The organism is Roseobacter sp. EG26 (genome assembly GCF_049830555.1).
Lineage (GTDB): Bacteria > Pseudomonadota > Alphaproteobacteria > Rhodobacterales > Rhodobacteraceae > Roseobacter.
This window is the reverse complement of sequence record NZ_JBNBLH010000009.1, coordinates 120,741-133,027: the sequence shown is the minus strand read 5'-3', so window position 1 is coordinate 133,027 and position 12,287 is coordinate 120,741. Positions and strand designations below refer to the sequence as shown.

The window sequence follows — 12,287 nt, the reverse complement described above, 5'->3', positions numbered from 1 at the left end:
CGGGCTGTATTCGATCTGGAACGCGGATGCCTCCGGCGCATGGGTGTCGAACGAGGTCATCTCTGACCAGGACTTCGCGGCGCTGATCGACTATGAGGACCGCTTCCAGTTCGACTTCAACGGGGATGGGCTGATATGGATATAACCCGTTAAAGTAGTGACAATTCCAATCCTGTGTTAGGTCTATGGAGGATGACTGTCGTTATCATCATGTACATACTGACCGGTGGCGCGGTTGAACTATGTTGATGGCAGTTCTGGTGGGACTGCCCGGCAACGTTAATAAGATTGTCATGGCAATTGGATGAGAATGTACGATTGATCCTCCGGAACGTTTGGGGGAACGCACGATAGAGATGGCGAACAAACGACCCAATCCGCAGTCTAGCTACCGTCGCTCAAAAGCTTGACGCGCTGCTTTCAGAACATGTTAAATCCGTGAAAAGGCCACGGTGAGACAGTCGCGTCCGAGCTGTCTGCCAGCTCTGGGGCGCTTACCGAAAATTGTCGCGATGACGAATCTAGTGCGGCGGATTTCGCCCTTGATGAATGTCCTGAGCGACTCAAACCAGGTCGATTGGATGAACAAGAGGATTTCCCAAATCTCGTCGTCGCTGATCACGCCCTAGAATACTGATATTTCGCCGCTGAGGTCAGTCATGCCAAGCGCCGTCAAATCCTCGGCTCCGCCAAGTTTCGTGTATTCGAAGAGCAACTCATGGTCGTGGTGCTTGGTATCTCCGGTCTCGTCATGCGGTGTGTGTGCAGGACGTTGTTTTCATCCGCTATGTCCAGTTCGGTTGACATTCAAGAGTGGCACCGTGGCAGGACCCACTTTGTTCGATTTATAAGGACTGCCCATTGACGATGTCTCTTCCGTCCAACTCATGGCCTGCGCTGGCAGACAAAGCCGCTGAGAAAAGACGGCGAATGACCGCAAGCTTCATGTCACTTCGATCCATGTCTTCATGCCTGAGGCCTGATGCCCGAGCATATGGCAATGCAGCAACCACTTGCCTGGATTGTCGAGAACCACGGCGATCTTCCGCGAGATTCCTCGTTCAACCAGTGACGTATCGCGCAGATCACCAAGCGAACCGTCTTGTCTGAGTTCATGGAAGTGGTGCCCGTGGAGATGGATGCCGTGCGGGAAGCGCGTGTCGTTGATCAGTTCAATGACCGCTGTTTCACCTCGTTTGAATGTCGCAAAGGGTTCGTCTTTCAGGCCGGATACACCATTGAGTGCCCAGATATCATCACCTGCATGACGGCCGCCCATGGCACCGCCTTCCATCCTAAGCGACAGGGTTTGGTTCGGCGTCGTTTTCGGTATCGAGACGCTGGGTGCAGGTAAGGCGGCGATACTGGGTGCCACCGGGTTAGTATTCTGGCCATCGATTTTGAGCGACCCCATGTCATAGAGCGCATCCCGCGCAACAAAAAGGAAGTCCACTTGTGCTGTGACATCGCCGATGACGTCGACGCGCTGTGCCGGAGCAAGTTGGATGTCCGACAGATCACGTGGTTCTGCAAGCGACATGCCATCCAACGCGACCACCTTGGCGTCTAGGCCATCGATGCGAATCGGGAAGATCCGAGCTGTTGTCGTGTTGATCAGTCTCAGTCGAAGCCGGTCGCCAAGCCGGACAGTGTCTTGCGATAGCAGGATCATGGCGAAGTTTCCCAGACGCCCGGCATGAGAGAAGTCGTGCGTGTCGCCAAAGCCAGCCATAAGTGCACCGCTTTCGTCCAGCCGCCAGTCGTCCAGTATCGCGGTGATGTCGCTATCGACCTTCGGCGCGTCAGCCTCATCGACGATCAATGGTCCGTAAAGCCCCCGTGCCACTTGCTCCCATGACTGATGGTGTGAGTGATACCAGTACGTGCCCGCATCAGGCAGTTGAAACACGTAATCGAAAGTCTCGCCGGGCTGGACAAGCGGCTGCGTCAACCCGGGTACACCGTCCATGGCGTTCTCTATTCGGATACCGTGCCAATGGATGGACGATGGTTGCTCTGTGCGGTTTTCAAAGCGAAGGGACAAGGTATCACGTTTACGGACCCGCAACTCGGGCCCTGGTGAGAAACCGTTGAAGCCCCAGAGAGCCGTTTTGCCCTGGCCTTCTGGTAGCACTTGCAAGCTGACGGGTTCCGCACGCAACACACTCGGAGCGGCGAAAGACGGCCTCGGTACCACAAGCGCCGCAGCGGCAGAGCCCATTAAGATTCGACGTGTGAGCTTCATCATTTCTAGGTTCTACTTTTCTTCGCGATAAACTTTGTGGCAGGCTTGGCAGGCCCCGCCGAGAGATTTTATGGCCGGGGCCAGATCACTACCGGCAGCTATGCTTGCGGACAACTCTAGTGCGAGCGCTTCCAGACTCTTGGATTTCGCTGTGAAATCAGCAAAGTCATCCCAAATCTCGGCCTTGGCTTCCGACTTTGGATCATCCTCGTCTGCCTCAAACAGGGCCGGCGTATCGGCGGCATGTTTTGCGATTGAAGCCGCAGCCGACCTTGCCCTGTCGCGATCGAAAGCGGTAGCACCTTTTGCCATCTGCCCCAACGTCTTCATATCTGCCCCGATGGCGCTCATTGCATCCATCCGCGCCTTTACGATCATGTTTTTGACGCCGGTGTGCGCGAAGGCGGTTCCGGCCAAACCCAACACTGTCAGGGTGATTAATGGGGTTCGCATCATTTAATTGTTCTCCTTGGTTCAACTGATGCCGTTGGCGCCTTGAAGTTCGCGGACGTAGACTAGGATCATCTGTACATCGCTACGCTTGCAACCTTCGACCGGCGGTATGCTTCTAAATGGCTTCTGGCGCCCCCGCACGCCGACGGCCGAGGCGCTTTGGGAAACCTCGTCACCCTGGTGCGAAGGCTGATAAATTGCGTGGATTGGAGAAGGGGCGATTTCCAGTTGGTTAACGGCATTGGAGCTATGAAAGTTCGCGTCGAAGGTTACCTTCCCGACCTGAGCGTTCCCGGAGAGGGTTGCTGGTACTGAAACAGCCACCGTAGCAGTTTCAGCTGAATGTTCGGGTTCGCTGACGGTAATCGCTTTTGGACTGCACTGCATCCAAACAAGACCGGCAACCACATCTGCAAGAACGGCAATTTTCAAAACCAACCTCCATGTCTTGAGGCTTTGTAGGGTCTCCACCGACCGGAAGGTCAAGCGTAAAATCCAAGCCAGAATATCGCAAACTTGTTCTCCAAGCGGACATTTGGAGGTGCGTATGAATGGCGGCTTCTTCCTGCATTTTGCGAGCTTGCCGACCATTTGCATTTGGGATTGCAGCGAAAAATCGGGCTAACGTCCGGCGGCCTCGATGGCACTCTGACCTGGCAGGTTTGGGCCGCTTTTGAATCCAAATAGTGAGCTGACTACGGTGTGCCGCAGGTTCTCTGAAATCAGATTCGAGCCCTATTCGACAGGTTCAGTTAGCTGAAAAGAACGGCAGTTCTCAGTTGCAGTAAATCTACAGTCAATTCCTAGGCTGACATCTGTTCGAGTTATTGCTCGGCTAAGATGGAAACCTGGGCCCCGTAGCCAAACCTTTTTCCGATTTTAAAAGACAGCGAAACGTCGGCGGGCCTTCACGGTATGCAAAGTGGCAAAGCAAAGAAACCGAATCTCGCAGGCACCCAATTGTGCCGAGATGCTGCAAAGACTGAGATACTGCTATCAAGCCCGCTGATCGCGATTTGGCGATGCTCATCGAAACGCACTGACGCATCTGCTTTCTTTAAGTTGATTGATCAATCAGAATTTACGTACCTGAGTTCCGTGCGTTTGGCTTCAAACCCCGCAGCAAGGTCTACAACATCTCCCTACACCTTGAAGGATTGCCCTGTGCTGTTGCCAATGACGTTTGTTACAATGTCACCACTTGCCAGCCCCAATCGGATACCAAACCCATGCGCCTTGGTGATATCGAGTAATGCAATGGTTGCGTTTACGGGTTTCTCTCCGGTTCACGCTTGGCTGAGAACACTGTGAAACCTGCGATATCCATAACGGAGATCGTCCCGTATCCACGCCGTGGTTTGAGGTGTTCATGGCACCATTCAAAATCCGACGCGACTTGAACAAAGATCACAGGACGGACCCAATAGACGGCTACTGCAAGAGCAAGAGTGATAAAGAGGATCATGCCCGTCTATTCAATCCGGTTTCCGCGCCCGATAAAGTCGATGGATAGAAAGACGTCCTGATAATGCGCGCGTGGTGAGTGAAGGAATGTCCGATCAGGACAGATAGCTGTCCATGCGTGCAACAGCCCACTAGCCAAAACCATGGCACGGCTCGTCCAGAGGACAAGGCGCTATGACCGGCTAAGACAAGACATCGCGAGCAACGGAAACAGAAAGTAAATGCCGTATGATCGAAACGTGTCGATTTGCGAGGTATCATCGGTGCGGCTGACGGGAACCAGAGCAAAGCTGGCACAGATGGCAAAGCTGTTGAGCGCGTAGATCGCGGACTTGCCTGACGTCGCTACGCTTTACGCGGGTGCATTAGAGATAATCCGTGTATCGGGACAAACTTCGTACCATTGGACTATTGAGAGCGCGCATTGGAACGACATTGAGGCACGCTGAAGCAAACAAAGTTTTGGACGACGACTGATTTTCGTCTAAGAAAGTCTCATACGTCATCACGATTTCGAAGATGCACAACCGGTTCCCGCGCGGCGACCGAAGACGGTTCCCGACGTCAGTCCAGACCCTCCGGGATAGCCGCCGTAGAACACGCCGCCCACAAGTTCACCACAGGCAAACAACCCCGGGATTTGCGATCCGCCTTCGGTGAGCACCGCGCCGTTTTCATCCACTTTCAGTCCGCCATAGGTGAACGTTATCCCGCCTGTCACCGGGAAGGCCTTGAAGGGTGGAGTGTCCAGTGCTTGCGCCCAGTTTGTCTTGTCGAGTTGGAGGCCGTTGGTGCGCTTGCCGTCGAGAATTGTTGGGTCAAATGCTGCATCGGTATCGACGGCTATGTTGAACTCTGTCAGCGTCTTGAGCGCGGATGCCGCATCAACACCGACGAGTTTGGAGACCAGGTCTTCCAGCGTGTCTGCCTCGATAAAGCTGGCATCGTGAAAATGGTATTCGCCGTACAGCAATTCCGAGACCTTGTCGTCGAAAACCTGCCAGGCGAAGTGTTGGGGCTGTTCGAGGACCGCACGACCAAATTGTGCATAGGTGTAGTTTCGAAAGTTGACCCCCTCATCGACGAAGCGTTCACCTTTGGCGTTGAGCATCACGCCGAGGAAGTAGCAGATTTTCCGGTAATTTTTGCGCTCCTTAGGCGGCAGATTCAGATTGCCGAAGTCTTTCATGCGCAGGTCCATCGGAGTTGCGTGGCAGCCTTCAAAGCTACCATACCGCATGGCACCCAGATCGAACGCCATTTTCAGCCCGTCGCCAGTGTTGTGGGGTGTGCCGCGCACCTTGGCGGCCGCCCAATTGGAACCGATCTGCGACACACGCATTTCCTCGTTCGCTTCGAAACCACCGCAGGCGAGGATGACGGCATCCGCATCGATACTTGCATCGCCCACTTTAACGCCCGTGACCTTGTTGTCGTTCGTCAACAGCCCCGTAACGGCGGAGTTGCAGCGAATACGTCCGCCCAGACGTTTGAAAGCAGCAAGCTCCATCTCGAAAAGTCCGACACCTTCGTTTTCGGCGGCCAGCGTCAGGCCCCCCCAGAAGATGTGCTTGCCGTCCCTCTCGAAACTCTGTCGCGCGTAGATCGGTTCATAGGTGACGCCATGCCCCGCCAGCCAATTCACGGCGTCATAGGATTCCGAGATAAGAACCTGCTGCTCCGGGGACAGGAGTCGGCCTTCGTTGAATCCCAAAAGGTCATTCGCGAATTTCTGCGCCGTGTAGGTTCCGAAATCGGTGTTGGGAATGCGTGGATCGTGCGGGTTGGCCAGCAGCGGCAAAAGCGCGTCGGAGCTCTCATAGGCGATCCGCATCGCACCTGCCGTGTATTTCGTATTGCCGCCGGCAAGGTCCGGGCCAGCCTTTTCCAGCATAAGCACCTCCGCTCCGCTTTCGAGTGCGGCGATACCGGCGGACATGGCGGCGTTTCCGGAGCCGACAACGATGACTTTTGTCTTGGACATGCTAGTTTCCTTTTTCAGCTAGATATTTAGTATCCGATCGGATACAATTTGCAATGACAAATCTAGAGAGTTCTCGGAATGACCAAAAAATCGAGTGGTGAGATGGCCTATGACGCTCTCATGGCAGCGATCCGTGAAGGCATTTACCTGCCCGGAGATCGCCTGCGCGAGGAGGATGTCGGCGAAAAGCTCGGGCTGTCACGAACCCCCGTCCGCGAAGCGCTTCGCCGGTTGGAGTCAGACCGGATAGTTGAACATCGGCCGCGTATGGGCGCTGTCGTTCGGCGACTGGGCCATGCCGAAGTTGTGGAGCTTTATGAAATGCGGGTCGTTCTTGAACGAACTGCGGCAGAGCTGGCGGCGCAGCATGGAACAGAAGCTGAGTTCGATACACTAGACGACCTCAATACTGAGATTGCGGCAGAGCGCAACAACCCGAACCGCGCCGCCGCAATCAATCAGGCGTTCCACAGAGGCCTCTATCTTGCCTGCCGCAATCGCTTTCTGCTGGAGGCCGCGCGTGCGCTGAACAATGCGCTTTTGCTGCTTGGCCCCACGACTTTTACCGATGAAGCGCGGATCGACACGGTTGCGAGCCAACACCAGATGATTGTCGATGCCCTGAGATCAGGCGACATTGAGGGCGCAGGTGCGGCCGCAGAAGCACATCTTCAGACTTCCCTGCGTCAGAGACTGAAGGCGCTGGCGGGATGAGGCAGATTGGCCAGACCTTTCTGGTCGCGCTGTCGGGCGTTGGCGCGTTCCGCCTGCTTAATATTCCGCTGCCTTGGCTGCTTGGTCCAATTGCCGCCTGCCTGGCAGCTGCACTGATAGGCATCCAACTTAAGGGTCTGAAGCCACTTAACGACGGGATGCGGACGATCCTGGGAGTTGCAGTTGGTGCAACGCTGACGCCGCCCGTGCTGGCGACGTTTCCTGCGATGTGGCCAACACTTCTGCTTATTCCACTGACCGTCATGGTGATTGGTCTGATTGGCGTGCCGTACTTTCAGAGGGTCTGGAACTACGACTTCCCAACAGCCTATTACGCCACCATGCCCGGTGGGCTTCAGGACATGCTGGCCTTTGGCGAAGAGGCGGGCGGCAATGTCCGCACCCTGTCCCTGATCCATGCGACTCGGGTTTTGATCATCGTCGTAGCCTTGCCGTTTCTGCTAAGCGGCATTTGGGAGGCCGATCTCAGCAATCCGCCAGGCGTGCCGTTGCAAAGCGTGCCGGTCCACGAATTATTGCTGATGGTCGCCTGCGCCCTGCTCGGTTGGTGGGGTGCGAAACGGATCGGGCTATTTGGCGCTTCGATCCTTGGACCGTTGCTTTTGACCGCGGCGATCACGCTCGTGGGTTTGTTGCACTTTCGACCGCCCGCCGAAGCGATCTGGGCCGCACAATTCTTCATCGGCATGACGATCGGCGCAAAATACGCAGGTATCACCATGCAGGAGGTGCAGCGCGACCTCTTGGCCGGTGTCGGCTTTTGCGTGATCCTGATTGTTCTGACGGTGGTGGTTGTCGAGCTGGTCATCTTCGCTAACCTAGCCCCGGGGATGGAGGCCCTGCTGGCCTTCGCGCCGGGCGGGCAGGCGGAGCTAACCGTGTTGGCATTGATCGTCGGAGCGGATGTCGCCTTCGTTGTTGCGCATCATATCTTGCGCATTTTCGTCGTAATCCTTGGGGCGCCGGTGGCCGTCAGGTTGTTTTCGCCCAAACCTGAGGATTGATCATGTGGGTTGGCATGCCTTTGTCATAGGCATTTATCTGATCGAAGATATCAGTGAATTGCAGATTGAATTCATCCTCAGTGACATAACCGACATGGGGGGTCGGCAAAACATTTGGATGGGTCAGAAGTGGATTCGCGGTGTCGCGGAGCGGTTCTTCATCAAACACGTCGACAGCGGCATGGATTCGCCCCTTGGCCAGTTCCGTCTCAAGGGCTCCTGGCACAACCAGACCAGATCGCGAGGTATTCACAAACAAGGCACGGTCCTGCATCTGAGCGAGGTCGGTCGCCGTGATGATCCCTCTTGTTTCCGGTTTCAGACGTACATGGAGGCTGATGATGTCAGAGCCCGCGAAAAAAGCCTCGCGGCTCTCGGGAACGTGTTCGCCATCTGCCTTTGCACGGGCGCGTCCGGCTTCTGAGCCCCACCACTGAACATGCAGTCCAATCGCATGTGCATAACCTGCGACGGCGCGTCCTATGCGACCATAGCCGTAGAGGCCCAATATCCGGCCCCTTAGGGTCCGCCCGACGCCAGCCTGCCAATTTCCCGCCCGGATCGAAGCCACTTGCTGCGGTATCTGACGGTAACTTGCGAGGATCAGCGCCAGCGTGTGCTCGGCTGCTGCAAAGGATGGTGTGTCCGAATGCATGTTTGAACAGAGGAGGACATCATTGCGGCTGCATGCCTCTACATCGACATGCGGATAGACGCTGCGCTGCGAGATCAAGCGCAAGTTGTTAAGATGGTTGAGGAGTTCTGCTCCGATCTTCGTGCGCTCTCGGAAGAGAACAAGAGCCTCGGCCTCCAATATTCTTGTCGCCAGCTTACCCGGGTCCGGCTCGTGGTCGGTCCAGACTGTAACGTCGTGATCTTGCAAAAGGGCAAAGCACGGCAGCCGACGCAGCGTATCGAACCAGTCGTCTAGGATGTGGACTTTCACCGACTTTCCACGCCAGCGGTAGGGGAAGGTGTGCGTGGCGTGGCAACAAAACGAGGGGCTTCCAGAGCGCTTAAAGCGTCCGAGATCGAACTGCGCAAACCAATCAGATAGTTGTATTGCGCATCACATCCTGAGATCGGCGTCGGATAGTCGCGGATTTCATCCTGGATCAATTGTCGCGCCATCTTCAGTTCGGCTTTGGCAACGATCACGCAATCATCAGAGGTCATCAGTCGTCTCCAAATTATTGGTATACTATGGTATACAATTGGCAGATCGAAGTCAATGCCCCCGCCAAATGGATTTCGGGACGAAGACCTCTCCTGCTGCCAGTTTGCGCGCCGTACGCATCAAGCCGACGGATTGCACATCAAAGCGGTCCCCCTTGATGTCGAAAGCGATCGTCACCTCCATCATTCCCATCGGATGTTCAAGTTGGAGACGGGCAGGAGAAGGCCCGACCCCGGACGCCATCCCGTCCCCAACGGTCCCGGGGCACAGCAGGCAAGCGCCCAGACATTGCGATCCTGTGACGGCCAGCGTGGGGTGGGTCTTCCATGGCATGAAATAGCGTACCGCCGCAGTTCCACCGTCCTTCGCTGGCGCGAGGAGGCCGAACTTTGGTGTTACGGATTTGGAAACATCCCCCATCCCCATCAGAACGGCCGCCCTCATGCGCACCGCCTCCATGCGCTCGAAGAAGCCTCTGTTCTCGTCAAGCTCGGCAGCGCTTTCGTGCCCTGTGAGCCCGAAATCAGAGGCCCGCGCGATGACCATGGGCATTGCAACATCCATGCAACTGACCTCGATCTCATCGATTGTGTCAATCCGATTGCCGGTCGGAAACAGGGTGCCCGTGGCACCTCCCACCACATCGTGGAACATGAGTTTGATGGGGGCTGCCGTACCAGGCACGCCATCGATTCGCGCAGCCCCCTCATAAACGACGGCGCCGTTTTCGGTTTGTACTTGGGAGGCAACCCGCGCCCCGGTATTCACCGCGCGAATCCGCACTTCTGTCGTTTCCCCAGTCGCTACGACCAGCCCCATCTCGATGGCTGCGGGACCAACACCAACAAGGATATTGCCGCAGGTTGGTTTGAAATCCACAAGCCCGTCTTCGACGCTTACCTGAGCGAAGAAATAGTCGACATCGGCCCAGTCATCCTCTGATTCAGACAGCATCGCAACCTTGGTCGTCACGGCGGCCCCGCCTCCGATCCCGTCAATATTCAGGGGATGACCTGAGCCCACGATTGCAACCAGTACGCGGGCCAGTTCCTCGTGGTCTTGAGGCAAGTCCTCGCGCCGCAGATAAGGGCCTCGTGACGAACCGCCCCGCATGAACAGAAAGGAGATGGCAGTCTGTGTCATGTTAGCGGCCAGGGCAGGTCCATGAAGGATTGCAACAGACCCTGTGGGAAATCGCGGTTCAAAAGCCCCGCCATAGCGCACATGAAAGCGATCCCCGCTGCGGTGTAGACTAGAGCGAAGCCTAAGCTGCGTCCTGCGCGATACTTGATGAAACAGAACAGGAAGATCGCCAGCGCTAAGATGAACCCAAGCAGTGAGGTCAGTATCAATAGCCCGGCAAACCATGCCAGTGTCGACCAGAGACCATGCGCATTGGCATCTACTTCACTGGCTTCGCGATCTGCAAAGAGCGCGTGTGTCTCCGGTCGGATCATCATTTGAACCAGCAGGATCACACAAGCCACAATGGCGACGCCTGATACGAAGCGCGGGAAGACCCGGTCCGCAGCAGCGTAGTCAGGGATCATCGCGGCATTGGTGAAGGCCACGGCCAAATACCCCAACACAACCAGCAGGAAGATAAGTGGAGCGCGTTTTGCGCCGCTTTCAACGGCACCTTCCGCCATGATTGTCTTGGCCTGACGCAAGCCCAGAACAACCGAGATCAACGTGATGATGATCAACACGATCACAATGGGCGAAAAGATGTAGTCAATACCTTCTTCGAAGCTCTTGCGGAATCGAGACTGGGCGATCTGCACCGCTTGGTTTGCATAGGTTTCTGCGGGGTTGGAGAGTACGAAGCCAATAAGAAACGCAGGTCGTGACCAATCGAACCGCCGCATCATGATCCCGAGAAAGCCAATGGCGAAAAGCGCGACAAGATCCATGATATCCTGGCCCGACTGAAATGCCGCAAAGCTGATGATCATGAACAGGAACGGCGCCAATAGCGCAAAGGGAATGGTCGTTAGCCGCGCGATGCCGCCAGACGCGGCAATGCAGATTAACGTGCCTACGACATTAGCCAAAGCCAGCAGCCAGACGATTGCATAGGTGATGTCGAGATTGTTCTTCAACATCGAGGGGCCGACCTCGATATTGCCCGATCCAAGCAAAGCAATAGCACCGATGAAAATCGCCATTGAACCGGATCCCGGGATCCCGAAGAGCAGCGTGGGCACGAGCCCACCCCCTTCCTTGGCGTTGTTTGAGCTTTCGGGTCCGATCACCCCACGAATTTCGCCGGAGCCGAATTTCGATTTGTCTTTCGTGGTTTGCACCGAGTGCCCGTAGGCGATCCAATCCACCACGGACCCACCCAATCCCGGGATCACGCCGACAATCACGCCGATGATGGAACAGCGGACCGACAGCCAGATATTGGCAAACCAATCACGCACACCGCTGAGCCAACCGCCGCCCAAGGGTGAGCGGTCCGAGATGGATTTGTCTCGTCGCAAGAGCGCGACAATTTCCGGGATCGCGAAAATGCCAAGACCAACGATGACCAGTTTCAACCCGTCGACAAGATAGGGCATGTCATAGGTGGCCATGCGCAATTCGCCCGCGCTGTCGCCCTCCCCGATTGTGCCGATCATCATGCCCAGGCCCGCCGCCGCAATACCTTTCAGCGCGACGCGCCCGGCGAGGATGCCAACCATGGAGAGGCCAAAGATCGTGATCATCAATAGTTCAGGCGTGCGGAACTCCAGAACAATGGGACGCGCCACAAGTATGAAGACCGTCAGGAACATCGCGCCAACCAGACCGCCGAACAATGAAGATGCGAAGGCGGCAGAGAGCGCACGCGCCGCCTCTCCCTTTTTGGCTAGGGGGAATCCGTCCAGCACCGTGGCCTGTGAGGCGGAGGAGCCGGGAATGCCCATCAATACGCTGGCGAAGGTATCCGATGTCGGCACCACCGCGACCATGCCGATCATCAGCGCCAAACCCAGGACAGGGTCCATCCCGAACATGAAGGGCAACAGAAGCGACAGGCCAGCGATTCCGCCCAGGCCGGGGAAGACCCCAACGCACAGCCCCATTACAACGCCAAGCACAAGATATCCTAGAACGATTGGTTGTAGGATCAGACCTGCCGCATCCCCAAGGGCGGGCAGCGCCACCGAAATTATATCCATCGGGCAATCTCCGGTTGAAAGGAGAAGGCCCCGGGGCAGATTGCACCGGGGCCAATCA

The 12,287-nt window shown here is 56.2% G+C and carries 11 protein-coding genes; 2 read left to right on the top strand and 9 right to left on the bottom strand.

Going from position 1 to position 12,287, the window contains the following annotated elements:
* Positions 1 to 943 precede the first annotated feature (943 nt).
* The 5 genes from ACOTTU_RS19175 to tcuA form a co-directional block, all read right to left on the bottom strand.
* The gene (locus ACOTTU_RS19175; protein ID WP_425660260.1) at positions 944 to 2,221 is read right to left on the bottom strand and encodes a multicopper oxidase family protein; all 1,278 of its coding nucleotides are present in this window, start codon (positions 2,219 to 2,221) and stop codon (positions 944 to 946) included.
* A gap of 36 nt (positions 2,222 to 2,257) precedes the next feature.
* The gene (locus ACOTTU_RS19170; protein WP_425660220.1) at positions 2,258 to 2,701 is read right to left on the bottom strand and encodes a c-type cytochrome; all 444 of its coding nucleotides are present in this window, start codon (positions 2,699 to 2,701) and stop codon (positions 2,258 to 2,260) included.
* A gap of 18 nt (positions 2,702 to 2,719) precedes the next feature.
* Positions 2,720 to 3,295, bottom strand: coding sequence for a c-type cytochrome (locus ACOTTU_RS19165; protein WP_425660218.1), 576 nt, complete (start codon positions 3,293 to 3,295; stop codon positions 2,720 to 2,722).
* A gap of 670 nt (positions 3,296 to 3,965) precedes the next feature.
* Positions 3,966 to 4,163 carry a hypothetical protein gene (locus ACOTTU_RS19160; RefSeq protein ID WP_425660216.1) on the bottom strand — a complete coding sequence of 66 codons (198 nt, stop codon included), beginning with the start codon at positions 4,161 to 4,163 and terminating at the stop codon, positions 3,966 to 3,968.
* Positions 4,164 to 4,667: 504 nt separating this feature from the next.
* On the bottom strand, positions 4,668 to 6,146 hold the full coding sequence (gene tcuA / locus ACOTTU_RS19155) for an FAD-dependent tricarballylate dehydrogenase TcuA (protein WP_425660214.1): 1,479 nt from the start codon (positions 6,144 to 6,146) through the stop codon (positions 4,668 to 4,670).
* A 78-nt stretch (positions 6,147 to 6,224) separates the two neighbouring features.
* Between tcuA and ACOTTU_RS19150 the strand changes: the two genes are divergently transcribed.
* Positions 6,225 to 6,860: a GntR family transcriptional regulator gene (locus ACOTTU_RS19150; protein ID WP_298922163.1), complete on the top strand. Its 636-nt coding sequence runs from the start codon at positions 6,225 to 6,227 to the stop codon at positions 6,858 to 6,860.
* Positions 6,857 to 7,885, top strand: a complete 1,029-nt coding sequence (locus ACOTTU_RS19145) for an AbrB family transcriptional regulator (protein WP_425660211.1) — start codon at positions 6,857 to 6,859, stop codon at positions 7,883 to 7,885. Before ACOTTU_RS19150 ends, ACOTTU_RS19145 begins: the two co-directional genes overlap by 4 nt.
* Here the strand turns inward: ACOTTU_RS19145 and ACOTTU_RS19140 are convergent.
* From ACOTTU_RS19140 to ACOTTU_RS19125, 4 genes are read right to left on the bottom strand one after another with little or no spacing between them, the layout of a single operon-like run.
* Entirely contained in the window at positions 7,854 to 8,831 is a 978-nt protein-coding gene (locus ACOTTU_RS19140; protein WP_425660209.1) for a D-2-hydroxyacid dehydrogenase family protein, read from the bottom strand. The genes ACOTTU_RS19145 and ACOTTU_RS19140 overlap by 32 nt on opposite strands.
* Positions 8,828 to 9,061, bottom strand: a complete 234-nt coding sequence (locus ACOTTU_RS19135; protein ID WP_425660207.1) for a hypothetical protein — start codon at positions 9,059 to 9,061, stop codon at positions 8,828 to 8,830. The genes ACOTTU_RS19140 and ACOTTU_RS19135 overlap by 4 nt, the downstream gene beginning before the upstream one ends.
* 52 nt (positions 9,062 to 9,113) lie before the next feature.
* Positions 9,114 to 10,205, bottom strand: coding sequence for a 4-oxalomesaconate tautomerase (locus tag ACOTTU_RS19130; protein ID WP_425660205.1), 1,092 nt, complete (start codon positions 10,203 to 10,205; stop codon positions 9,114 to 9,116).
* Positions 10,202 to 12,229, bottom strand: coding sequence for a tripartite tricarboxylate transporter permease (locus ACOTTU_RS19125; RefSeq protein ID WP_425660203.1), 2,028 nt, complete (start codon positions 12,227 to 12,229; stop codon positions 10,202 to 10,204). The genes ACOTTU_RS19130 and ACOTTU_RS19125 overlap by 4 nt, the downstream gene beginning before the upstream one ends.
* Positions 12,230 to 12,287 lie beyond the last annotated feature (58 nt).

What these genes read in the sequence shown, in the direction of transcription:
- ACOTTU_RS19170 (WP_425660220.1), bottom strand. Translation starts at nt 2,701, where the DNA reads ATGATGCGAACCCCATTAATCACCCTGACAGTGTTGGGTTTGGCCGGA.
- ACOTTU_RS19165 (WP_425660218.1), bottom strand. Translation starts at nt 3,295, where the DNA reads ATGCAAATGGTCGGCAAGCTCGCAAAATGCAGGAAGAAGCCGCCATTC.
- ACOTTU_RS19125 (WP_425660203.1), bottom strand. Translation starts at nt 12,229, where the DNA reads ATGGATATAATTTCGGTGGCGCTGCCCGCCCTTGGGGATGCGGCAGGT.
- ACOTTU_RS19135 (WP_425660207.1), bottom strand. Translation starts at nt 9,061, where the DNA reads ATGACCTCTGATGATTGCGTGATCGTTGCCAAAGCCGAACTGAAGATG.
- tcuA (WP_425660214.1), bottom strand. Translation starts at nt 6,146, where the DNA reads ATGTCCAAGACAAAAGTCATCGTTGTCGGCTCCGGAAACGCCGCCATG.
- ACOTTU_RS19145 (WP_425660211.1), top strand. Translation starts at nt 6,857, where the DNA reads ATGAGGCAGATTGGCCAGACCTTTCTGGTCGCGCTGTCGGGCGTTGGC.
- ACOTTU_RS19175 (WP_425660260.1), bottom strand. Translation starts at nt 2,221, where the DNA reads ATGGGCTCTGCCGCTGCGGCGCTTGTGGTACCGAGGCCGTCTTTCGCC.
- ACOTTU_RS19160 (WP_425660216.1), bottom strand. Translation starts at nt 4,163, where the DNA reads ATGATCCTCTTTATCACTCTTGCTCTTGCAGTAGCCGTCTATTGGGTC.
- ACOTTU_RS19130 (WP_425660205.1), bottom strand. Translation starts at nt 10,205, where the DNA reads ATGACACAGACTGCCATCTCCTTTCTGTTCATGCGGGGCGGTTCGTCA.
- ACOTTU_RS19150 (WP_298922163.1), top strand. Translation starts at nt 6,225, where the DNA reads ATGACCAAAAAATCGAGTGGTGAGATGGCCTATGACGCTCTCATGGCA.